Consider the following 23,058-nt stretch of genomic DNA (forward strand, 5'->3'; position numbering starts at 1 on the left):
CCTGCGCTGACGCACAGGTGACAGCAAGCCCGGTGCCACCAGGGCCGGGGAGCCGTGACCATGTCGGGCTGGCAGATCGCCATCCCCAGTGGTTTCTTTCCGTCGGCGTCTCGCGCGTGGACAGAGGCGACAGCTTCCCCAGCCATCTGCCTCAGCTTTCGAAGTCGTCGGGATGAAGGTCCTGCTGCTCCTCGCCTCCTGGCGCTAATGTGGTGTCCCACTGCCGGGAACCGAAGAAGGAGCTGACGAGAGTGGGGGACACCACCTGCACGTCGTAGCAGCCGCAGGCGTTGCGGGTGACGATCGGAGGGCCCGATTCGGGTGGCTGATCCGCCATGAATTCCTCTACGCTCCGCCGGTGTTGCTCTGGCAGGGAGTCAAGGGGGATCATCTTCCGCGAGTTGTCCGCATATCGCAGCAAACGCTTGCGGGTGAAGGATTCCCAACGTACCCAGGAGCCGTCGATGAAAAGGACCTTGACGTCTCGGCCCGTTCGGTAATCCCTCGGTTCCACCGACGCGACCATGTCGCGTGGCAGTTCCCACAGCACCTCGTCGTCGACCGCTTCGAGGTCCTTCCTGTGAAACGGGAGGCCCACGATGAGAAGGCGGCGATCGGTGACGATCAGATGCGTCTTGTAGCGCTTTCTCTTCGACCGGCCAGGGTCCAGTTGCCAGGGAAGGGTGCGTGCGATCGTCCCCGGTGCTGCCCACATCACGGGGAAGTCCTCCACCTCGTCCGACCGCTCCTGGGGTTTGTCGGCTCCGTTGCTCCCTCCTGAGCCGCCGACACCAGTGACGTTTGCTCCCGCCGCCTGGATGGCGAACAGCACGGCGAGGCCTGCCACCATCAGGATGACCTTGGGGGCTTGCCTGCCGATAGCGGACCGGAGTGTTCTGACCTCGTACGAGGGGCCGACAGGCCAGCCCGGCAGGTCATCCTGGATGTCGCGCCGTTCGGTGTCCCGGAACCACCGCATCCCGCGAACCCGAATGGCCTCGCCGGTGGCGAACCCGACCTGCGCCCGGAACAGCAGGGTTTCGCCCTCGTCGGGCTGCCAGACCGGCATGTTCAGCATTCACCTTTCATCTGATCGACCAGGTTTTGGGTGACGGCGCGCGTCGTCATCACTCGTCTCGCTCTCAGCCGGTCTTGGACGACTGCTCGAACTGGTCACCCAGGGAGATCGCCTGGCCGACGTGCTGGGGCATCTCTGTGACCTTTGGTAGGAGTTTCAATCCTCCGTCCAACGCGATGCCTGCCCCTGCGGGATTGATGTTGACGCCGGGCAGGAGATTGAGTGTCTTGCTGCCGATCAATTGACCTTGGTGGTACACCTCTGCGACCCCACCCATCCTCGAGGCCAGTCCGCTGGAGTGGGAGACCTCGAAGACGTTCGTCGACTTGCCACCGATCTTGACGATTCCTTGTTTGCCGATCCCGCCGGTGATGCCTACGGAATCCTGTCCGAACGCCTTCAGGACTCGCGCCTGGGCGAGCCTGGTAGGGCTGAACCCATTCCCCAGCTTTCCCGCAAGTGACGCCGCCGCAGGCTTCCCCACCACCTTGATCCCCTTGCTGAACATCCCGATCCCCGGCATCAGCCCCACCGCGTCCAGGCCGAGCTGGGCCCAGCTCACGTCGGCGCCGCCTGCTTTGGCGACGCCGTGGGCGGCCAGGGCGAGGCCGGTGGTGAGGAGGGCGGCTGTGCCGAAGATGGCGGTCAGGGGTGGGAAGGGGAGAGTGGCGATGGCGAGGAAGCCGAGGAGGGCGGTCAGGTCGCTCAGGAGGTCGCCGATCAGTTTGATCAGGTCCGCGTGTTCCCTGACCCAGTCCGTGGTGGCGTCCCAGGCGTCCTTGACGCCCTTGGTGAGTTTGTCCCAGAAGCCGGGCTCGTCGGGGGCGATGTCGCCGGCCTTGTCGAGTTCCTTGGTGATCTCGGCGGCGGCCCGTTCGTAGCGGTCCTGGAGGTCGCGGACCTTGCGGGTGATCTCGTCGACCTCGCCCGAGGCGTCGCCGAGTTCCTTGCTCCCCTTGCCCTCGGCGGCCTCCTCGGCCTTCTCCTTCGCCGCCAGCTTCTCCCCGGCCTTGACCTCCAGGCGGTCGGCCTCGTCCTGGAAGTCCTGGAGTTCGCGGGACCAGCGGTGCAGCGCCCGGGATGCCTTGCCGAAGGACTGGTGGCTCTGGCGGATCAGCGGGGTGACGTCCTCGCCGACGTACTCGACGAAGGCGTTGGCGGCCTTGCCCTTCCAGGCGCCGGCGTCGACGCGTTCCAGGTCGCGTACGGCCGTGCCCAGGTCACCGGCGAGGCCGCCGAGGGTCTTGGCCAGGTCGCGGGTGTCCTCGACGTCGCCGGGGGTGGGGTCCCAGCCGATGTGGGGGAAGGCGGGGCGCTTGCCGGGCACGTCAGCGCTCCTTCTTCTTGCCCGGGGAGGCGAGGGCCTTGGCCAGCTCCTGGTCGAGTTTGGTGAACTCCCGGTCGATCCGGTCGATGACCTTCACGGCGCCCTGGGTGTGCTTGCCGAGCTGCTTGACGCCGTGGCCCCAGTCGTCGGCGAAGTCGTGGACCTCCTCCACCAGCTTCCCCGCGCCGACCACCGACCCGTCGGCGTTGCGCAGCGCCCGCCGGGCGGCGTCCATGCGGTCCGCGACCGACGTGAAGGTCTTTCTCAACCCCTCGAACACCGTGCCGTCGATGCTCAGGTCACTCATGCGCGGATCGGCCCTCTCCCCTTGTTCCCGCCACCGGCCTTCCGGTTTCGGATCTTCGAGTGATCAACGATAGGGCGGCGATGTGAGAGGGATCGCTCCGGAAGGCGCCCGCTGGCTGGATCACCTCAGGACCGCCACGTTTACCCTTGGGTGAAACGACCTCGAACGGGGGCAAACCGGCCGAGGCTGTCGCCGCGTGGCTGATGTACGTCGACCTGAAGTCCGCTCCGTCGCCGGGCGGTACGGGCCGCCTCCCGGGAACCGCGGCCCCGCCCGCACGCGTGGCCATCGGTGGGAGCCCGTACGCCTCGACCCGGACGGCCCCACCGGGACGGCACTACAGTGGGCCGGAACATCCGGGAACGGTTTGCTTCGCCGGTGACCGGAAGAAGTCCGTACGAGCCCGTTTCCGAGCGGGCGCCGGGCCGCCGGCGGTCACCCGGGCGACCGGGCCCGGTCCGGTGGGCTGAGTACGCCGCCGGGCGGGTACGGACCCCCAGCGGGTCCCCGTACCCGGCACCAGAGCATCCGACCGAAGACACCACACCGACCAGGAACGGCGCCCCCGGGCGGGCGCCGGACCCACCTGATCAGCAGGGAGCGCATGACGTGCGGCCGGTAGGCAGCAAGTACCTCCTGGAGGAGCCGCTCGGGCGCGGCGCCACCGGCACCGTCTGGCGGGCCCGTCAGACCGTGCCCGCCGGAGCGGAGGCGGCCGTCACCGGCAGCCCCGGGGAGACCGTCGCCATCAAGGTCCTCAAGGAGGAGCTGGCGAGCGACCCGGACATCGTGATGCGCTTCCTGCGCGAGCGCTCGGTCCTGCTCCGCCTCACCCACCCCAACATCGTCCGGGTCCGCGACCTCGTCGTGGAGGGCGACCTGCTCGCCCTCGTCATGGACCTGGTCGAGGGCCCCGACCTCCATCGCTACCTGCGGGAGAACGGACCGCTCTCCCCGGTCGCCGCCGGCCTGCTCACCGCGCAGGTCGCCGACGCGCTCGCCGCCAGCCACGCCGACGGCGTCGTCCACCGCGACCTCAAGCCGGCCAACGTGCTGCTCCGCGAGTCCGGCGGCGAGCTCCACCCGCTCCTCACCGACTTCGGCATCGCCCGCCTCGCCGACTCGCCGGGCCTCACCCGCACCCACGAGTTCGTCGGCACCCCGGCGTACGTCGCGCCCGAGTCCGCCGAGGGCCGCCCGCAGACCTCCGCCGTCGACGTCTACGGCGCGGGCATCCTCCTCTACGAGCTGCTCACCGGGCGCCCGCCGTTCGCCGGCGGCACCGCCCTGGAAGTCCTCCACCGCCACCTGGAGGAGGAGCCGGCGCGGCCCGGCAACATCCCCGAGCCCCTGTGGACCGTGGTCGAGCGCTGCCTGCGCAAGAATCCGGACGAGCGGCCCAGCGCCGAGAACCTCGCCCGCGCCCTGCGCACCGTCGCCCAGGGCGTCGGCGTGCACGCCTCCAGCGCGCAGATCGCCGCCGCCGAGGGCGTGGGCGCGCTGCTCGCCCCCGACCCGGCCCCGGCCCCCGTCCCGCAGGAGGCGGGCGGCGACCCGAACGCCGCCACCACCGTCCTGCCCACCACCGGCGCCCCCGGTTCCTACGACCCGGCCGCCGCCACCAGCGTCCTGCCGAACACCGGCCCCGGCGCGGGTGGCGGCGGCGACACCGACCCGACGGCGATGATGCCGCCGGTGCCGCCCGGGCAGAACCCGGACGACCCGCACCCCTGGCAGAACCAGCTCCGCGCCGCCCGCGACCGCAACGAGCAGACCCAGGTCCAGTACCTCGACCCGGGCGAGGACCCGCTGCGCCGCCGCCCCCAGCGCCGCCCCGCACCCCCGGCCCCCGGCCAGAGCCAGCCCCAGGGGGGCTACGACAACCGGCACCAGCAGGCCCCGCCGCCCCAGCCGTACCCGAACCAGCAGCAGTACGCGCCCCCTCCGCCGCCCCAGCCCCAGCAGCAGCGGTACGCGCCCCCTCCGCCGCCCCAGCCGCAGCCGCAGCGGTACGAGCCGCAGCCGCCGCCGCGCGCCGAGCGGCCCCCGCGCGAGCCCCGCGAGCCGCGCCGCCGCAGCGCCAACCCGATGCGGATCCCCGGCCTCGGCTGCCTCAAGGGCTGCCTCTTCACGCTGGTGATCCTCTTCGTCGCCGGCTGGCTGATCTGGGAGCTGACCCCGCTCCAGGACTGGATCGGCACCGGCAAGGGCTACTGGGACCAGATCACCAGTTGGGTGGAGTCGGTCGTCGACTGGGTCTCCAGCTTCAACTAGCCCCCCGCCCGTCCCGAGCCGGGCCGTCTCGCGTCGTGTCGTACGCGTGCGGCCCGGCTCGGCCCGTCCCGGGACCGGCTGGTTCCGCTCCGCCTCGCCGGCTCGCCTGGTGTGCAGACAAGTCGATATATGGCCTGGTCAATTTCGGACCGGAACCCACGGGAAACCGGGCAAAACCCGTCCCCGGGAACGCCCGCCGGGGCGACCCGGCCACGGGGGCGCGCCGTCGGCGCGTATTTTGACCGGGCGGGCGACGCGGACGTACGCCGGGCGGGCCTCACCGCGGGCCGCCCCCGCCCAGCGGTGCCCACACCCCCCTCAGCCCCCGCGGCGCACCCCCGGGGCCCGACACGTCGGAGCAGTCTTGGCACGGAAGATCGGCAGCCGGTACACCGCCCACCAGATCCTGGGCCGGGGCAGCGCCGGAACGGTGTGGCTCGGCGAGGGGCCCGAGGGGCCCGTCGCTGTGAAGATCCTCCGCGACGACCTCGCCGCCGACCAGGAACTGGTCGGCCGCTTCGTCCAGGAGCGGACCGCACTGCTCGGCCTCGACCACCCGCACGTGGTCGCCGTGCGCGACCTCGTCGTGGACGGCAACGACCTCGCCCTCGTCATGGACCTGGTCCGCGGGAGCGACCTGCGCACCCGGCTCAACCGGGAGCGCCGGCTCGCTCCCGAGGCGGCCGTCGCGATCACCGCCGACATCGCCGACGGGCTGGCCGCCGCGCACGCCGCCGGGATCATCCACCGCGACGTGAAGCCCGAGAACGTCCTCCTGGACATGGAGGGGGCGCTCGGGCCCGGAGGCGCCCACCCGGCGCTGCTGACCGACTTCGGCGTCGCCAAGCTCATCGACACCCCGCGCCGCACCCCGGACCGGGCCGCCGGGCGGGCGCCCGCGACAAAGATCATCGGGACGCCCGACTACCTGGCGCCGGAGATCGTGGAGGGGCTGCCGCCGCGGGCGGCCGTCGACATCTACGCGCTCGCCACCGTTCTGTACGAGCTGCTGGCGGGGTTCACGCCGTTCGGCGGGGGGCACCCGGGGGCGGTGCTGCGGCGGCACGTCACCGAGACCGTCGTGCCTCTCCCCGGCATCCCCGAGGAGCTGTGGCAGCTGCTCGTCCAGTGCCTGGCCAAGGCGCCCGCCTCGCGGCTGCGCGCCGCCGAGCTGGCGTCGCGGCTGCGGGAGCAGTTGCCGGGGCTCGCGGGGATCGCTCCGCTGGAGGTGGACGAGCCCGAGGCCGAGGAGGCCGAGCCGTCCGCCGTGCCCGACGAGCCCGCCGCGCCCGCGGGGGAGGCTCCGCGGCGGGCGGCCGTCTCGCTCGTGCCCGGGGCTCCCGTCCGGGACGGGGCCAACCGGGACACCCACACCAGCATGCGCGTCCCGGCGCCGGACGAGCTGGCCGGGGGCGCCCGCGGCACCGCCCGTGCCCCGCGGGCCACCGGCGCCCCGCGCCCCGGCTCCGCGCGCCACCGGGCCGAGCAGCGGCGCCACCGCCTGCGCCTCACGCTCGCCGCGGCCACGGCCACGGTCGCCCTCGCCATCGCGGCCTACGCCGCCGCCACCCCGTCCGACCCGCCGCCCCCCACAGCCCCCACCCAGCACGGCCCGGGCGTGGGGCCCTGACCCCCAGCGGTCCTCAAGCACCGGACGGGCTTGGGTTCGCCGGGGTGGGCCTAGCCGCGACGCCCACCGTCACGGATGTCCTCAGGCGCCGGACGGGCTGAGTGTCCTCAAGCGCCGGACGGGCTGAGTGTCCTCAAGCGCCGGACGGGCTGGATGGGCCTCACATGGGCTTCCGGCTGGAGTGCCCCGAGGCTCCGGACCGGCTGAGTGTCCCCCCAGCGCCGGCCAGGCTGAAATCCAGCCCGTCCGGCGTTTGAGGACATCTGTGACGCAGAGGGCCACCACGCGTCACCCCTGCGCGACCCGCAGAGCCACCCCTCAGCCCGTCCGGCGCTTGAGGACACCCTGTGACAAGCCGCACCCCAAGCCGCCCGCAGGGGAGAGCCCAAGCCCTGCCCAGGCACTCCCCAGCCGCCCGCAGGGCACCCCCGCCGCCCGCCGGGCCAAGCCGCCCGCCGGGGCACTGCGGCTCAGCCGTTACGCTGGATGCGTGGCAGTCGTCGATGTATCCGAAGAGCTGAAGTCCCTCTCCTCCACCATGGAGTCGATCGAGGCCGTCCTCGACCTCGACAGGCTGAGGGCAGAAATCACCGTGCTGGAGGAGCAGGCAGCGGCCCCGTCCCTCTGGGACGACCCTGATGCGGCACAGAAGATCACGAGCAAGCTTTCCCACCTCCAGGCCGAGGTCCGCAAGACCGAGGCCCTGCGGTCCCGCCTGGACGACCTCGCGGTCCTCTTCGAGCTGGCCGAGGCGGAGGACGACGCCGACACCCGGGCGGAGGCGGAGAGCGAGCTGACGGCGGTCCGCAAGGCGCTGGACGAGATGGAGGTCCGCACCCTGCTCTCCGGCGAGTACGACGCCCGCGAGGCCCTGGTGAACATCCGGGCCGAGGCCGGCGGCGTCGACGCGGCCGACTTCGCGGAGAAGCTCCAGCGGATGTACCTGCGCTGGGCCGAGCAGCGCGGCTACAAGACCGAGGTGTACGAGACCTCGTACGCCGAAGAGGCCGGCATCAAGTCGACCACCTTCGCCGTCCAGGCGCCGTACGCCTACGGCACGCTCTCGGTCGAGCAGGGCACGCACCGTCTGGTGCGCATCTCCCCCTTCGACAACCAGGGTCGTCGCCAGACCTCCTTCGCCGGTGTCGAGGTGCTCCCGGTGGTCGAGCAGACCGACCACATCGAGATCGACGAGTCCGAGCTGCGGGTCGACGTGTACCGCTCCTCGGGCCCCGGCGGCCAGGGCGTCAACACCACCGACTCGGCGGTCCGCCTGACCCACCTGCCGACCGGCATCGTCGTCTCCTGTCAGAACGAGCGCTCGCAGATCCAGAACAAGGCCTCGGCGATGAACGTCCTCCAGGCCAAGCTGCTGGAGCGGCGCCGCCAGGAGGAGCAGGCCAAGATGGACGCCCTCAAGGGCGACGGCGGCAACTCCTGGGGCAACCAGATGCGCAGCTACGTCCTCCACCCGTACCAGATGGTCAAGGACCTGCGGACGGAGCAGGAGATGGGTAACCCGGAGGCGGTCTTCAACGGCGAGATCGACGGCTTCCTGGAGGCCGGAATTCGCTGGCGCAAGCAGCGCGAACAGCAGGGGGAGTAGGCGCGTACGGACGGGCCCGTCCGGCACTTCCCGCGCCCGCTCGCACGGTGCTCTTTATCGACAAGGCAACTGCCGCCCAAGAGGTGGCAGTTGCCTTTTTCGTCACAGTCACAACACCATCACGCCGCCAAGTCGTCGCATACCTGACATCGCGCACGCAACGGCCTTGACGCTCCCCGGGAAACTGGCAAGGCTGACGCGCGGCATGCGTTTCACTGGGGCATGTGTGAGCGAAACGGGGGGCGGGATCTCATGAGCCCCCGGTGTCCGCCTGCCCCTGGCGCTGCTTCCTTGATGAATGAGCTACAGGGGGTAGCAGGCAGATGACCAAGAAGACGCGGATTCGCGTGGCACGGATCGCGGCCGGTGCCGTGATCGCCGCAGGTGCCTCGCTGACCGCCGCGGGGGCCGCTCAGGCCCTCAGTGTGGATGTGGAGGCCGGCGGCCTCGGTGCGTCGGTGCAGGCGGACGAGCAGGGTCTGGAGCTCGGCCTCCAGGCCGAGGCCCCGGAGCCCGACCCGTCGGAGACCGAGCCCACCGAGATCCCGACCGACCCGGAGCCGACGGACCCCGAGCCGACCGACCCGGAGCCCACGGACCCCGAGCCGACCGACCCGGAGCCCACGGACCCCGAGCCGACCGACCCGGAGCCGACGGACCCCGAGCCGACCGACCCGGAGCCCACGGACCCGGGCTCCCCGGACCCGACGGACCCCGGTACGCCGGACCCGACCGAGCCCGGCACCCCGGACCCGTCCGAGGACCCGAGCACGGACCCCACCCTCCCGGGTGACGGCAACGGCACCGACCCCAACGGCGGCACCGGTGACGACGTCAACACGGGTCCCGACAGCGCCGGGCAGCAGCCCGTCGCGCAGGGCAAGGCCAAGGAGGAGCTGGCGGAGACCGGCGCCGCCGAGACCACGTTCCTGCTGATCGGCGCGGCCACCATGATCGCGGGCGGCATCGGCTTCCGGCTGCTGCCCCGCCTCGTGGGCGGCCGTGACGGTGGCGCCGCCGCCTGAGCCACGGCTCAGCGGTGACCCGGTACGCCGGGTGAGCCACACGTAGGACACGTAGGACACGTAGGACACGCACCAGGCCGAGGGGCCGGTCGCGGACGCAGCCGGCGTCCGGGACCGGCCCCTCGGGCGTTCGGGTGCACTCCCGCGTGAGAAGGCGGGCTCAGACCGCCTGGGCCGCCAGCAGGGCGACCGCCAGCAGCAGCACCACGGCCAGGGCCGCCAGCACCGCCGGGCTCAGGCCACCGAAGGGGCCCTCCTGCCGCATCCGCTCGCGATGCGCCCGGCACACGCGGCAGCGGCCCTCGCTGACCGGCGAGGCGCAGTTGGCGCACACCAGCCTGTCGTAGGTCATCCGCTCTCCTCTCCCGCACCCGGGCGGGACCACGCACCGGTCGGACCTGGCCCCACCGGCGTCAACGCCGACGGCGCCGTACACGTTCCCCGGGCCTCTCACCACTGTGCCAGCTTCCGGCCGCCGGGGCGCGGCCCGGCGGCGTCCCGGAGTGCCTCGCGCGGGCGCGCGAAGGGCGTGGTTGACCCGCATTGTCCGGAAGGCGCCGGGAACAACCGCGCATCACGGACCGTCGCCTGCGCCTTCACATCAGCTTCGCGTAGGGTCACGCTCACCTACCCCCGGCGACACGTGGTGCTTTCGTGATCCGATTCGACAATGTCTCCAAGGCCTACCCCAAGCAGAACCGCCCCGCACTCAGGGATGTCTCCCTGGAGGTCGAACGTGGTGAGTTCGTGTTCCTCGTGGGGTCGTCCGGTTCGGGCAAGTCCACCTTCCTCAGGCTGATCCTGCGCGAGGAGCGCACCAGCCAGGGGCAGGTCCACGTGCTCGGCAAGGACCTCGCCCGGCTCTCCAACTGGAAGGTGCCGCAGATGCGGCGCCAGCTCGGCACGGTCTTCCAGGACTTCCGGCTGCTGCCCAACAAGACGGTGGCCGAGAACGTCGCCTTCGCGCAGGAGGTCATCGGCAAGTCCCGTGGCGAGATCCGCAAGTCCGTCCCGCAGGTCCTCGACCTGGTCGGCCTCGGAGGCAAGGAGGAGCGGATGCCCGGCGAGCTCTCCGGCGGTGAGCAGCAGCGCGTCGCCATCGCCCGCGCCTTCGTCAACCGCCCCAAGCTCCTCATCGCCGACGAGCCGACCGGCAACCTCGACCCGCAGACCTCGGTCGGCATCATGAAGCTGCTCGACCGGATCAACCGGACCGGTACCACCGTGGTGATGGCCACCCACGACCAGCAGATCGTGGACCAGATGCGCAAGCGCGTCATCGAGCTGGAGAAGGGCCGCCTCGTCCGCGACCAGTCCCGCGGCGTCTACGGCTACCAGCACTGAGACCACCCAGATCACTGAAAGGACGCCATGCGCGCCCAGTTCGTCCTGTCGGAGATCGGCGTCGGTCTCCGTCGCAATCTCACGATGACCTTCGCGGTCGTCGTCTCCGTGGCCCTCTCCCTCGCCCTGTTCGGCGCCTCGCTCCTGCTGAGCGACCAGGTGAACACGATGAAGGGGTTCTGGTACGACAAGGTCAACGTCTCCATCTTCCTGTGCAACAAGAGTGACGGCGAGACCGACCCCAACTGCGCCAAGGGCGCCGTCACCGGCGAGCAGAAGAAGCTGATCCTCGCCGACCTGAAGAAGATGCCGACGGTCGACAAGGTCGTCCACGAGTCGAGCGACGAGGCGTACAAGCACTACAAGGAGCAGTTCGGGGACTCGCCGCTGGCCAGCTCCCTGACCCCGGACCAGCTCCAGGAGTCCTACCGCATCAAGCTGAAGGACCCGGAGAACTACAAGGTCATCGCCAGCGCCTTCGCCGGGCGGGACGGCGTGCAGTCCGTCCAGGACCAGAAGGGCATCCTGGAGAACCTGTTCGTCATGTTGAGCGGCATGAACTGGGCGGCGCGGGCGGTGATGGCGCTGATGCTCGTCGTGGCGCTGATGCTGATCGTCAACACCGTCCGGGTCTCGGCGTTCAGCAGGCGGCGTGAGACCGGCATCATGCGGCTGGTCGGCGCCTCCGGCTTCTACATCCAGGCGCCGTTCATCATGGAGGCCGCGGTCGCCGGCCTCATCGGCGGAATCGGCGCCTCCGGAATGCTGGTGCTCGGCCGGTACTTCATCATCGACAACGGCTTGGCCCTCTCCGAGAAGCTCAACCTCATCAACTTCATCGGCTGGGACGCGGTCCTCACCAAGCTCCCGCTGATCCTCGCCACCAGCGTGCTGATGCCCGCGCTCGCCGCCTTCTTCGCGTTGCGCAAGTACCTGAAGGTGTGACAGATGTCCCCCGAGCGCCCCACGGAGAGCCCTCCGTGGGGCGCTTGAGTCTGTCCTAGACTCACCCGCATGTCGGGTCTCAGCGCATTCTCCCGGCCCCGTGGCAGCCGCCGCGGGGCAGTGGCCCTGACGCTCGTCGCCTCCGGCGTCGCCGCCGCCCAGTTCACCTGCGGCCTCCCCGGCGACGACCGCCCCGCCGCCGCCGACCGCCCCACAGCGCAGGCCCCCGCCGCCGCCCACGACGCCGTGCTGGAGGCCGCCGCCCGCGCCGAGGCCGACGGCAAGTCCGGAGCCGACGCGGCCGAGGAGGCCGTCAGCCGCTCCGGCGACCGCTGGGGCACGGTCTACGACCCGGAGGAGTACGCCGCCTTCGAGCAGGCCCTCGACGGCCGCTACACCGGGGTCGGCCTCAGGGTCCGCGCCCGCGCCGACGGCGCCGTGGAGGTGGCCCGCGTCCAGGACGCCGGCCCCGCCCGCCGCGCCGGGATACGGCCCGGCGACCTGCTCCGCGCCATCGACGGCCGCAGCGTCACCGGCCTGCCCAGCACCGAGGTGGTCCGCCTGCTGCGCGGCGGCGCCGACGCCGTCCCCGGCAGCCAGGTGGTCCTCGCCACCGAGCGGGAGGGGCGCGCCCGCGTCCACACTCTGAGCCGGGCCCGGCTGCACACCGAGTCCGTCACCGTGGGGCGGCTGCCGCACGGTGCGGTCCGGATCAAGGTCACCGCCTTCACCAAGGGCTCCGGCGACGAGGTGCGCTCCGCGCTGGCCGCCGCCCCCGGCCGGGCCGGCCTCGTCCTGGACCTGCGCGGCAACTCCGGCGGCCTGGTCACCGAGGCCGTCACCACCGCCTCCGCCCTGCTCGACGGCGGCCTGGTCGCCACCTACGACGTCCGCGGGGAGCCGCGCGCCCTGCACGCCCGGTCCGGCGGCGACACCGGGCGCCCGGTGGTGGTGCTGGTCGACGGCGCCACCATGAGCGCGGCCGAGCTGCTGGCCGGGGCGCTCCAGGACCGGGGTCGCGCGGTGGTCGTCGGCAGCCGCACCTATGGCAAGGGGTCGGTGCAGATGCCGACCCGGCTGCCCGGCGGTTCCGTCGCCGAGCTCACCGTCGGCCACTACCGCACCCCCTCCGGCCGGGGCCTCGACGGGCGCGGCCTCACCCCCGACCTGGAGGCCCGCGGCGCCGACGCCGCCAAGCGGGCCGAGACAGTATTGAGTGGCCTCGGGTCCCCCTCCTGATGCGAAGATGGCGGGACTATGGCTAAGGAAAAAGGGCGCAAGCTCATCGCCCAGAACAAGAAGGCGCGCCACGACTACCTCATCATCGACACCTACGAGGCCGGACTGGTCCTCACCGGTACCGAGGTGAAGTCGCTGCGGCAGGGCCGGGCCTCCCTCGTCGACGGCTTCGTCCAGCTCGACGGGCACGAGGCGTGGCTGCACAACGTCCACGTCCCCGAGTACAGCCAGGGCACCTGGACCAACCACTCGGCGCGCCGCAAGCGCAAGCTGCTGCTGCACCGGGAGGAGATCGACAAGCTGGAGTCGAAGTCCCAGGAGACCGGCCACACCATCGTGCCGCTGGCCCTGTACTTCAAGGACGGCCGCGCCAAGATCGAGATCGCGCTGGCCAAGGGCAAGAAGGAGTACGACAAGCGGCAGACCCTGCGGGAGAAGCAGGACCGCCGCGAGGCCGAGCGCGCCATGTCGGCGGTCCGCCGCAAGCAGCGCGCCTGACCGCCGCGGCCGGGCCGCCGGGAATAGGCTGGCACGGTCGTGCGTTGGTCACGTACGATGGGAAGCGTCCCGCACGCCGGGGCGGCCGGACCGGTCAGACGGTCCCGGGAGGCACGGGTTCCGCGAGGAATACGCGTCGCACCGGAAGCGTTGACGCTGGTCCACCTTGAAAACACCACATGGGGATGATCGGTTTCGACAGCGGATGTCGAAGCAGGGGAAGCGAGTCGAGGAAGCGGCAATGATCTCGTAAACCACATGTCGCAAAAAATAATCGCCAATACCAAGCGCGATTCCTCCGCCTTCGCCCTCGCTGCCTGATTTAGGTAGCTGCGAAGACTCTGCGGAGTGTCAGCCCGGGGCTGTTCCCGACCCGGATCCTGGCATCAATTAGGGAACTAAACCACTAGACCCGGTCACGGGGCCTGGTGGGAAATCAAACAGTGACTGAGCCCGTCGGAGACTTGTTCGCGTGATCTCCGGGGCCGAGAAAATCGCAGCGAACTGCGCTCGGAGAAGCCCTGGTTCCGCACCGTTGGACGCGGGTTCGATTCCCGCCATCTCCACAATTCCCATGTAGGCGAAGCCCCCGGTCCTTGGACCGGGGGCTTCGTCGTTTCTGGGGGGCGCGCGCCCCGTGGGCGGTCACAGGGTCCTCAAACGCCGGACGGGTTGTGGGGTGTCCTCAAGCGCCGGGCGGGCTGAAATGTGCAGCCGGGCTGGGAGTGGCAGTCGAGCCAGGGGCGGTAGCCGAGCCGGGAGTGGCAGGCGGGGCGGGGGCGGCAGCCTGGGTGGGGGTGGGCTTTGGTGTTCGGGTTCTGGCGTGTGCTGCCAGGGGGATTGCCAGGGAGGCTGCTGCCAGGGCGATCGTGTAGCCGGTGCCGGGTGGGAGGTGGTCGGCTGTCTGGCCTGCCAGGGCCGCGCCGGTGGCGATGCCGGTGAGGATGGCGGTGACGGCGAGGGTGAGGCCCTCGTTGAGGCGGGACGGTGGGGTGTGGTGCTGGACCAGGGTCATCGCGGTGATCATGACCGGGGCGGTGGCCATGCCCGCGCAGAGGACCGCCGGGGCGAGGAGCGCGGGGGAGCCCGTGGTGGCGGCCAGCGCGGGCACGACCAGGGCGGCGGCGAGCAGGGCCAGCAGCGCCGGGAGGCGGGCCGCCGCCGGGCCCAGCGGCGCGCGGGCCCCGTAGACCAGTCCCGCCACGCAGGATCCGGCCGCCTGGAGGCCGACGATCAGGCCGCCCGCCGCCGCGTGGCCGCCCGCGTCGGCGAAGGCGAGGGTGGTGACCTCCAGGGCGCCGAAGACGGCTCCGGTGGCGAAGAAGACGGCGAGCAGCGGGGCCGCGCCCGGTCGCCGGAGGGAGGCGGTGCGGCCGCCGGCGGGGCGCGGGTGCGGCCGGGGTTCGGTGGCGCGCTGGGCGGTGAACAGGGCCATGCCGCCGACCAGCAGCGCCACCCCGGTGAGGGTGCCCGCCTCCGGGAAGAGGGCGGTGCAGAGGACGGCGGCGAGCGCCGGGCCGAGCATGAAGCAGACCTCGTCCACCGCCTGCTCGAAGGAGGTCGCGGTGTGCCTGCGCGCCGGATCCTCGCCGAGCAGGGCCTGCCAGCGGGCGCGGGCCATCGCTCCGGCGTTGGGGACGGTGGCGGTCGCCGCGTACGCCGCGAAGAGCGTCCAGGCCGGGGCGTCGAGGCGTACGCAGGCCACCAGGGCGAGCGCGCCGCACGCGGCCAGGGCGGTGGCGGGGCGGGCGACGCGGCGCTGGCCGTACCGGTCGACGAGGCGGGCCGTCCACGGGGCGACCAGCGCGGTCGCGGCCAGCCCGGTCGCGGTGACGGCGCCGGCCAGCGCGTACGAGCCCCGTGAGGCGGCGATCATCAGGACCGCGCTCACCGAGAACATCCCGGCGGGGAGCCGCGCCAGCAGCCCACCGAGGGTGAAGGCGGCGGCGCCGGGGAGGCGGAGGAGGGCCAGGTAGCCGGTCCGGCCGGGCGGGCGCGGCCGGGAAGGGGGCCCCGGGGTGGCCGGGGCCTTGGTGAGGGGTGCCCCGGGCGCGGCTGCCGTACCGGGTGCACCGGGCGTCGCGGGCGCGGCTGCCGTGCGAGGCGCACCGGCGGTCCCGGTCCCGGGAAGCCGCGTGAACCGCTCGCGGAGTCGCCGCCCGAAGGGCTCCGGCCCCCGGTGGGGCGGAGGTGGCGGGCCGCCCGGGTCCGAGCCCGGGGGTGCGGCCGGGGCGGCTGCGGCCAGGGTGTGGCCGGAGACGGCGAGGAGGGTGGGGGAGACGGGCAGGGCGGGGCGGCGCCGGAGCGCGGGGAGAGAGGGCATGCGAGGAGTCTGCGGCGGGCGGGCGGCGGGGGTCCAACACCTGTCCCGCCCCCGTTCACGCACTTTCGTTGTAAGTTCGCCGGATGTCGCAACCCCAGCCCGCCCCCCGCCTGTTGCGCGCCTTCCTGGCCGTCGCCGAGGAACTGCACTTCACCCGGGCCGCCGCCCGGCTCTACGTCGCGCAGCAGGCCCTCAGCCGCGACGTGCGGCGGCTGGAGGCGGAGCTCGGCACCGAGCTGCTGGTCCGCTCGACCCGGCGCGCCGAACTCACCGCCGACGGCGAGCGGCTCGTTCCCTACGCCCGCCGCGTCCTCGCCGCCTACGAGGAGCTGGGGACCGCCTTCGGGCAGGCCCGGCCGCTGCTGGTCGACGTCAACTCGCCCGGCCTCGTCTTCGAACGGGTCCTTGAGCACGCCCGCCGCCTCGTCCCCGACCTGGAGGTGATGGCCCGGTACGAGAGCGGGCTGACCGGGGCAGCGCTGGAGATCGGCGCCGGGCGCCTCGACGCCTCCTTCGGCCGCTGGGCCGGAGTCGAACCGGCCCTGCGCGACCAGCTCGACCACCAGCCCGTCCGGCTCGAAGCGATGGCGGTCGTCCTGCCCGAGGACCACCCCCTCGCCGCCCGCTCCGAGGTGCCCCTCGGCGCCCTTGCCGGGGAGTACGTCTACGCGGGCGCCGGCAACCCCCGCACCCCCGAGTGGACCGATCTCGCGCGCGCCCTCTTCGCCGGACGGGGCATCCACCTCTCGCCGCCCGCGCCCCTCGCCGTCGGCCGCGAGGAATTCGAACGTGTCATGGCGAAGTACCGGCATCCGGTGCTCGCCGTGGTCGATTTTCCGCCGATGCCCGGGTGCGTGCTGCGGCCGCTGACCGACCCCGTGCCGCTCTCCCCGGTCTCCCTGGTGTGGCGAAAGGGGCTCAGCCACCCCGCGCTGGACGCCGTACGGACCGCCGCGGCGACTCTGGCGCGTACCGAACACTGGCTCGAACCACCCCCCGGATCGTGGATGCCGGAGGCCGATCGTCAAAGCATGGGTCAACCGTGATGCCACCGAAGTACTTCTGATTCCGGCGTGCGCTACATTCTTGGTCCGGGCTCTGTGTGATAGGGGGCGCTCGAACGGGGTGGGGGCCCGGTCCGACGGCATGGTCCGGTTTCTTTCGTCCGTGCGCCCGGACACCTTGATGGGGGAGTGGCGTCGCAACCATGGCTGTAACACCGGAAGAAGCACCCGTGAACCGGATCGACGCCGGGGCCGACGGGCCGGAACAGGGCAGGCCGCCCTCCGCGCACGTTCACGACCCGTTCGAAGTCACCATTCAGATGGACGGCATAGGCCGTGCCCTGGAGGGCGCCCGCGCACCGCGCGGCGCCCACGCCAAGCCGTCGCCCCGGCCGCCGCAGGAGCCCGCCGACGGACCGGTCTTCGTGGACGAGTCCGGCCGGCGCGGCCGCCACCTGCGGCGCATCGGGCTGGCCTGCGGGATCGCCTTCGCCGGGTACGCCGTCGTGGTCGTCGCCACGCTCTTCTCCGGCAACTCCTCGGCGCCCTGGCTGCCGCTGCCCGGCCCGGAGGCCGACCGGCCCGTCGGCACCGTCGACGGCCCGGCCCTCCCCGAGGAGTCCGCCGACGCCACGGGCGAGCCGGTCGACCCCGGCGAGGACGCCACCCCCGCCGCCGGGACCAGCGAGGCCCCGGCCGCCCCGGCCGGGAGCAGCACGGGCGGCTCCGACCGGCCGGCCGGCACCGCCTCCGGCGAGCCGGTCACCCCCGCCGACCCGGCGCCCGAGGAGACCGGCGCGCCGCCCGCGCCGAAGCCGAAGCCGTCGAACACCGGCGGCCCCGGCACGCCTGCCGACCCGCCGGGCGAGCCGGACGAGCCCCCGGCCGAGTCGGATGACACGCCGACCGCACCCGAGACCCCGCCCGGCGACGGCGGCGGCACCCTGCCGCAGGCCGCCGGACCCGCGTCCGCACCCCAGACCGTCCACGCCCTGGCGCGCACCGCCCCGCCCGAGGAGAACCAGGCCGCCTAGGCCGCACCACTATGACTTCCCGTTCCCGAGCGGCGCGGCGCCGCAGACTGCCGCTGCGGTACCTGCTGCCGTCGCTCTTCCTCGTCGCCCTCAGCGCCATGCTGATGCTCCGCGGCTACGTGCACAGCGAGATACTCGCCGACCACCGTGTCCAGCCCCCCGCCGCCACCGACCGCGTGCCGGAGGAGGTCATCGAGGGCGGGCCCGTCATCGCCCACCGCGACGGAAAGCCCACCACCTTCTCCGTCCCCGACCACAAGCTCGTCCTCACCTTCGACGACGGCCCGGACCCCGAGTGGACCCCGAAGGTCCTCGACGTCCTCGCCGAACACGACGCGCACGGCGTCTTCTTCGTCACCGGGACGATGGCCTCCCGCCACCCCGACCTGGTCAAGCGGATGGTGGACGAGGGCCACGAGCTGGGGCTGCACACCTTCAACCACCCCGACCTCTCCTACCAGTCCAAGAGCCGCATCGACTGGGAGCTGACCCAGAACCAGCTCGCCCTGGCCGGTGCCGCCGGCGTGCGGACCTCGCTGTTCCGGCCGCCGTACTCCTCGTTCTCCAACGCCATGGACAACAAGTCCTGGCCGGTCACCGAGTACATCGGCTCGCTCGGCTACCTCACCGTCGTCAACAACACCGACAGCGAGGACTGGAAGCGCCCCGGCGCCGACGAGATCATCCGCCGCGCCACCCCGCGCGGCGGCGAGGGCGCCATCGTCCTCATGCACGACTCCGGCGGCGACCGCTCGCAGACCGTCGAGGCCCTCGACCGGTTCCTGCCGTCGCTGAAGGAGAAGGGGTACGAGTTCACCAACCTCACCGAGGCCCTGGACGCGCCCAGCGCCCACACCCCCGTCACCGGCGCCGCCCGCTGGCAGGGCGTCGCCTGGGTCTGGGCGGTCGGCATCTCCGAGCACGTCACCGGTGTCCTCGTCGGCGGCCTCGCCGTCATCGGCGTCCTCGTCTTCGCCCGCTTCGGGCTGATGCTGCTGCTCTCCTTCGTCCACGCCCGAAAGGTGCGCTCGCGGAAGTTCCGCTGGGGGCCGCCGGTCACCGAACCGGTCACCGTCCTCGTCCCCGCGTACAACGAGGCGAAATGCATCGTCAACACGGTCACCTCGCTCACCGCCAGTGACCACCCCGTCGAGGTCATCGTCATCGACGACGGCTCCAGCGACGGCACCGCCCGCATCGTCGAGGACCTGCGCATCCCGGGCGTCCGCGTGGTCCGCCAGCAGAACGCGGGCAAGCCCGCCGCCCTCAACCGGGGCCTGGCCAACGCCAGTCACGACCTCATCGTGATGATGGACGGCGACACCGTCTTCGAGGCCGCCACCGTCCGCGAACTGGTCCAGCCCTTCGGCGACCCCGACGTCGGCGCCGTGGCGGGCAACGCCAAGGTCGGCAACCGCGACACCCTCATCGGCGCCTGGCAGCACATCGAGTACGTGATGGGCTTCAACCTCGACCGCCGCATGTACGACGTGCTCGGCTGCATGCCGACCATCCCCGGCGCCGTCGGCGCGTTCCGCCGCAGCGCCCTGGAGCGGATCGGCGGCATGAGTGAGGACACCCTCGCCGAGGACACCGACGTCACCATGGCCCTGCACCGCGACGGCTGGAAGGTCGTCTACGCGGAGAACGCCCGCGCCTGGACCGAGGCCCCCGAGTCCGTCCAGCAGCTCTGGTCGCAGCGCTACCGCTGGAGCTACGGCACCATGCAGGCCATCTGGAAGCACCGCCGCGCCCTGATCGAGAAGGGCCCCTCGGGCCGCTTCGGCCGCGTCGGACTGCCCCTGGTCTCCCTCTTCATGGTCCTCGCGCCGCTGCTGGCCCCGCTGATCGACGTCTTCCTCCTCTACGGCCTGGTCTTCGGCGACACCGGCAAGACCGTCCTCGCCTGGCTCGGCGTCCTCGCCATCCAGGCCGTCTGCGCCGCGTACGCCTTCCGGCTCGACAAGGAACGCATGACCCACCTCGTCTCCCTGCCGCTCCAGCAGATCCTCTACCGGCAGCTCATGTACGTCGTGCTGCTCCAGTCCTGGATCACCGCGCTCACCGGCGGCCGCCTGCGCTGGCAGAAGCTCCGGCGCACCGGCGTCGTGGAGATGCCCGGGGCCGCCGCCCCGGCCGGGTCCCGCGCAGCCCAGCCCGAGCGGAGGCCCGTCGCATGACCGAGACCCCCTGGTCCGCGGCGCCCCGCCCGCCCCGGCCCCCGTACGACGGGCCCGACGCGGGCCGCTACCCGCGGCCCGGCGCCCCCGACGAACCCCTCGTCCCGGGCATGCCCGGGGCGCCCGGCCGCTGGGCCCCCGGGGTCACCGCGACGGGCCCGCTCACCGCGACGGTGCCCGCGCCCGCCGCCGTACCGGCCCCCCCGGAACCGCCGGCGGCCGCCGCCCCCAAGAAGCCCGGCCGCGACCGCTACCTGGACCTCCTGCGCTCCGTCGCCCTGGTCCGGGTCGTGCTCTACCACATCTTCGGCTGGGCCTGGCTGACCGTCCTCTTCCCCTCCATGGGCGTCATGTTCGCCCTGGCCGGCTCCCTGATGGCCCGCTCGCTGGCCCGTCCGGCGATGGGCGTCATCCGGGGCCGCGTCCGGCGCCTCCTGCCGCCCATGTGGGTCTTCGGCGCGCTGATGCTCGCCATGTTCTTCTACGGGGGCTGGGACCCGGGGCGGTCCGAGGGCGCCTGGGGCTGGGCCGGACTCCTCAACTACCTGGTGCCGATCGGCGCCCCGCCCTACCCCTGGTCGATCGGTGACGCCTCCGGCGTCCTGGAGCAGACCTGGGCCGTGCAGGCCGCCGGGCCGCTCTGGTACCTCCGCGCCTACCTGTGGTTCGTGCTCGCCTCGCCGCTGCTGCTGTGGGCCTTCCGGCGCGCGCCGTGGCCGACGATGCTGGCGCCGCTCGCGCTGACCGCCGTGGTCGGCACCGGCCTGGTGAAGATCCCCGGCGAAGTCGGCAACGCCGTCACCGACTTCGCCGTCTACGCCGGGTGCTGGATGCTGGGCTTCGCCCACCAGCAGGGGCTGCTACGGGAGATCCCGCGCTACCTGGCCGTCTCGCTGGCGAGCCTGGTCATGGCGTTCGGCCTGTGGTGGGCCTCCGGCCACCTCGGCCCGGACGGCTGGGACCTCAACGACATCCCGCTCGCCCAGGCCACCTGGTCCTTCGGCTTCGTCACCATCCTGCTGCTGTACTCGCCCTCCTGGCAGACCCTGCCGGGACGGCTCGCCAAGTGGGACACCCTCATCACGCTCTCCAACAACCGGGCCGTGACGATCTACCTCTGGCACAACCTGCTCATCCTGGCGACGGTGCCGCTGATCGACCTGCTCTACCGGCTCCCCTTCATGGACGACCCGCAGTGGGGCAACGCCCTCTCCACCACCTACAGCCTGTGGATGTTCGTCCTGGTCTGGCCGCTGATCGGGCTCATGGTCCTCGCGGTGGGCTGGGTCGAGGACCTGGCGGCCAAGCGCCCGCCGCGCCTGTGGCCCGACGGCACCAGGCGCGCCGCCGCCAAGTCGGGGGCGTCCCACCGCAAGTGAGCCTCGTCTCGGTGGCGTGGAGGTACCGCCTACGACGCGGGGGCCCCTTCCGTCCGTTGGTACCGTCTTGGGATGCCCGGCCACAGGCCGGGCATCCCTTCGCTCTCTCCCCCCCACCAGCACCGAGAAGGAGCCCCCACCGTGGCCCGTCGCACCCTGCCCCTCGCGGCGCTCACCGCAGCCGCCGCCCTCACCCTGACCGCCTGCGGCGGGGAGTCGGCGGAGCCGGACGACATCAAGGGGGCGGGGAGATCGGCTTCGGCGGGGGCGGGTGAGGGGTCTGACAAGGGGCGGCCCAGCCTGAAGCTCCCGAAGGACGTGGAACTCGCCTTCGAGTCGACTGCTCCGTCCCAGACCGGTCACGCGGCTGCTCTCGCAGACGCGGAGAACTACCTCAGGGCGCTGGCGCACGGCATCGTCGCGCAGGACCCCGAGGACGAGGCTTACCAGTTCTACTCGGTGGGCCCGGCCGCGCGGTACGCGAAGGAGCAGATCCAGCAGTGGGTCGACGGCGAGTGGACCGCCACCGGCAAGGACCGCTACTACCGTGCGGAGACCGCGGACGTGGGCAAGTCCAAGGGCGTGCTGGTCACGATGTGCCGTAATCAGGCCGAGTACTTCGGCAAGAGCGTCAAGACCGGCAAGGTCGAGCGCACTGACGAAAGCCTGAAGAGCTACCAGAAGTTCAGCCTGCTGATGCGTCCGGGCCAGGACGCCGAGAAGCACTGGGTCGTCCAGCAGATCGAGGTCCAGGGAGAGGTGAAGGAGTGCAAGGGATGACACCGTCTCGCGTACTCCTGCACGGATCGGCCTTGGCCCTGTCGACGGCCCTGCTGGCGATGGCCGGCGCCGCGCACGCCGACGCACCCGGGGACAACACCACGACGCCACCGCCCCAGTCCAAGCCCAGCGGTGAGACGGACGGGAACGGAAAGGTGTCCGCCGGGGTCTCCCAGATCCAGGTGTCCCAGATCAAGGGCGGCGGCTCGGGCAAGCGCGGGAACCTTGCCCCGATCGACGCCGACTGGGAGCCGCCCGCCTGCTGGTACGAGCCGGTCTTCACGCCCAAGGAGCTGAAGGACTTCGTCGACCGGACCGACGGCCACGGCGACGTAGGCATCCACCAGTCGTGGTACGGCAAGGGCCTGTGGACGGATCACTACCGGGACGGCGAGGTCCAGGACAACATGGACGACGACCGCACGGAAGCCGAAGGGTACAAGGACTACAACATCGGCAAGGGCGGCAACTTCTGGCGCAGCGTGGCCCCCGACGACTCCCATCCGGACTCATGGGACTGCGGCCGCATCATGTTCTGGATGCCCGACAACGAGGTCCCCCAGATCCCCAACGCCCCCACGCCCGAGATGCTCGCCGAGTACGCCTACGAGCACGTCAAGGTGCCCGAAACCGAGGTCGAGGTGCGCCCGCAGACCAAGTCGACGGTGAACCTGCCGACCTGGGTGTGGCTGGACAAGGGCAAGTTCGAGGACGTGGTGGTCCGCGCCGAGCTCCCCCGCACCAACTTGTACGCGGAGACGACCGCGCACCCCGTCAGCCTCACCCTGGAGCCCGGCACCGAGGACGCCGAGACCTTCCCGGCCGACGGCACCTGCCGCATCAACGACGACGGCAGCATCGGCAGCCCGTACCGGAAGGGCAGCGCCGACCAGAACCCGCCGTGCGGCATCACCTACCTGCGCGCGAGCGACGAGCCGTACGAGCTGAGCGCCTCGATCACCTGGGAGATCAGCTGGGAGGGGACCGGCGGTGCGGGCGGCGACCTGCCCGACGGCACCTTCGAGACGACCCAGGACATGACGGTCCAGGAGATCCAGTCCATCAACCGCTGAGGCGCGTGTTCG

19 protein-coding genes and 1 other RNA gene are annotated in these 23,058 nt (G+C 72.1%); 15 read left to right on the forward strand and 5 right to left on the reverse strand.

The genetic code is table 11. The features are described 5' to 3' along the window. Positions 1-151: 151 nt before the first annotated feature. The 3 genes from ACFWMZ_RS11070 to ACFWMZ_RS11080 all read right to left on the reverse strand — a co-directional run bounded on the left by ACFWMZ_RS11070 (position 152) and on the right by ACFWMZ_RS11080 (position 2,712). Positions 152-1,078 (reverse strand): hypothetical protein, encoded by a 927-nt coding sequence (locus tag ACFWMZ_RS11070; protein WP_383173546.1) that lies wholly within the window; start codon positions 1,076-1,078, stop codon positions 152-154. A 64-nt stretch (positions 1,079-1,142) separates the two neighbouring features. Further along, positions 1,143-2,405 (reverse strand): WXG100 family type VII secretion target, encoded by a 1,263-nt coding sequence (locus ACFWMZ_RS11075; RefSeq protein ID WP_383173543.1) that lies wholly within the window; start codon positions 2,403-2,405, stop codon positions 1,143-1,145. 1 nt (position 2,406) lies between these two features. Further along, positions 2,407-2,712, reverse strand: coding sequence for a hypothetical protein (locus tag ACFWMZ_RS11080; RefSeq protein WP_383200866.1), 306 nt, complete (start codon positions 2,710-2,712; stop codon positions 2,407-2,409). Between the two features lie 609 nt (positions 2,713-3,321). On the opposite strand from ACFWMZ_RS11080, the gene ACFWMZ_RS11085 reads away from it, so the two are divergent. The 4 genes from ACFWMZ_RS11085 (at position 3,322) to ACFWMZ_RS11100 (ending at position 9,247) form a co-directional block, all read left to right on the forward strand. Beyond that, positions 3,322-4,986, forward strand: coding sequence for a serine/threonine-protein kinase (locus ACFWMZ_RS11085; protein WP_383200869.1), 1,665 nt, complete (start codon positions 3,322-3,324; stop codon positions 4,984-4,986). Positions 4,987-5,350: 364 nt separating this feature from the next. Further along, positions 5,351-6,616, forward strand: a complete 1,266-nt coding sequence (locus tag ACFWMZ_RS11090; protein WP_383200872.1) for a serine/threonine-protein kinase — start codon at positions 5,351-5,353, stop codon at positions 6,614-6,616. Positions 6,617-7,106: 490 nt separating this feature from the next. Next, positions 7,107-8,222: a peptide chain release factor 2 gene (gene prfB / locus ACFWMZ_RS11095; protein ID WP_383173532.1), complete on the forward strand. Its 1,116-nt coding sequence runs from the start codon at positions 7,107-7,109 to the stop codon at positions 8,220-8,222. A 323-nt stretch (positions 8,223-8,545) separates the two neighbouring features. Next, positions 8,546-9,247, forward strand: a complete 702-nt coding sequence (locus tag ACFWMZ_RS11100) for a hypothetical protein (RefSeq protein WP_383200875.1) — start codon at positions 8,546-8,548, stop codon at positions 9,245-9,247. A 160-nt stretch (positions 9,248-9,407) separates the two neighbouring features. On the opposite strand, the gene ACFWMZ_RS11105 is transcribed toward ACFWMZ_RS11100, so the two are convergent. Then, positions 9,408-9,599: a hypothetical protein gene (locus ACFWMZ_RS11105; protein WP_383173526.1), complete on the reverse strand. Its 192-nt coding sequence runs from the start codon at positions 9,597-9,599 to the stop codon at positions 9,408-9,410. A 302-nt stretch (positions 9,600-9,901) separates the two neighbouring features. On the opposite strand from ACFWMZ_RS11105, the gene ftsE reads away from it, so the two are divergent. From ftsE to ssrA, 5 genes are all read left to right on the forward strand, one after another. After that, positions 9,902-10,591, forward strand: a complete 690-nt coding sequence (ftsE, locus tag ACFWMZ_RS11110) for a cell division ATP-binding protein FtsE (RefSeq protein WP_003950489.1) — start codon at positions 9,902-9,904, stop codon at positions 10,589-10,591. 27 nt (positions 10,592-10,618) lie between these two features. Then, positions 10,619-11,536 (forward strand): permease-like cell division protein FtsX, encoded by a 918-nt coding sequence (gene ftsX, locus ACFWMZ_RS11115; RefSeq protein WP_383173523.1) that lies wholly within the window; start codon positions 10,619-10,621, stop codon positions 11,534-11,536. A 69-nt stretch (positions 11,537-11,605) separates the two neighbouring features. Next, positions 11,606-12,775 carry a S41 family peptidase gene (locus tag ACFWMZ_RS11120; protein ID WP_383200878.1) on the forward strand — a complete coding sequence of 390 codons (1,170 nt, stop codon included), beginning with the start codon at positions 11,606-11,608 and terminating at the stop codon, positions 12,773-12,775. A gap of 18 nt (positions 12,776-12,793) precedes the next feature. Continuing rightward, a complete protein-coding gene (smpB, locus tag ACFWMZ_RS11125) occupies positions 12,794-13,273 on the forward strand; it encodes an SsrA-binding protein SmpB (RefSeq protein ID WP_003950494.1) in 480 nt (159 codons plus the stop codon). Between the two features lie 181 nt (positions 13,274-13,454). Further along, positions 13,455-13,842: a transfer-messenger RNA gene (ssrA, locus tag ACFWMZ_RS11130) on the forward strand. A 116-nt stretch (positions 13,843-13,958) separates the two neighbouring features. Here ssrA and ACFWMZ_RS11135 read toward each other — a convergent pair. Next, positions 13,959-15,596: an MFS transporter gene (locus ACFWMZ_RS11135; protein ID WP_383200881.1), complete on the reverse strand. Its 1,638-nt coding sequence runs from the start codon at positions 15,594-15,596 to the stop codon at positions 13,959-13,961. Between the two features lie 83 nt (positions 15,597-15,679). On the opposite strand from ACFWMZ_RS11135, the gene ACFWMZ_RS11140 reads away from it, so the two are divergent. The 6 genes from ACFWMZ_RS11140 to ACFWMZ_RS11165 all read left to right on the forward strand — a co-directional run bounded on the left by ACFWMZ_RS11140 (position 15,680) and on the right by ACFWMZ_RS11165 (position 23,046). After that, on the forward strand, positions 15,680-16,642 hold the full coding sequence (locus tag ACFWMZ_RS11140) for a LysR family transcriptional regulator (protein ID WP_383173511.1): 963 nt from the start codon (positions 15,680-15,682) through the stop codon (positions 16,640-16,642). A 188-nt stretch (positions 16,643-16,830) separates the two neighbouring features. Continuing rightward, positions 16,831-17,634, forward strand: a complete 804-nt coding sequence (locus ACFWMZ_RS11145; protein ID WP_383200884.1) for a hypothetical protein — start codon at positions 16,831-16,833, stop codon at positions 17,632-17,634. Between the two features lie 11 nt (positions 17,635-17,645). Beyond that, positions 17,646-19,814, forward strand: coding sequence for a glycosyltransferase (locus ACFWMZ_RS11150; RefSeq protein WP_383200887.1), 2,169 nt, complete (start codon positions 17,646-17,648; stop codon positions 19,812-19,814). Next, a complete protein-coding gene (locus ACFWMZ_RS11155; protein WP_383200889.1) occupies positions 19,811-21,193 on the forward strand; it encodes an acyltransferase in 1,383 nt (460 codons plus the stop codon). Before ACFWMZ_RS11150 ends, ACFWMZ_RS11155 begins: the two co-directional genes overlap by 4 nt. A gap of 141 nt (positions 21,194-21,334) precedes the next feature. Continuing rightward, positions 21,335-21,973 (forward strand): hypothetical protein, encoded by a 639-nt coding sequence (locus tag ACFWMZ_RS11160; protein WP_383173499.1) that lies wholly within the window; start codon positions 21,335-21,337, stop codon positions 21,971-21,973. Beyond that, complete coding sequence (locus tag ACFWMZ_RS11165; RefSeq protein WP_383200893.1) at positions 21,970-23,046, forward strand: hypothetical protein; 1,077 nt, start codon at positions 21,970-21,972, stop codon at positions 23,044-23,046. Before ACFWMZ_RS11160 ends, ACFWMZ_RS11165 begins: the two co-directional genes overlap by 4 nt. Positions 23,047-23,058 lie beyond the last annotated feature (12 nt).

Source organism: Streptomyces sp. NPDC058373 (genome assembly GCF_042723275.1).
Lineage (GTDB): Bacteria > Actinomycetota > Actinomycetes > Streptomycetales > Streptomycetaceae > Streptomyces.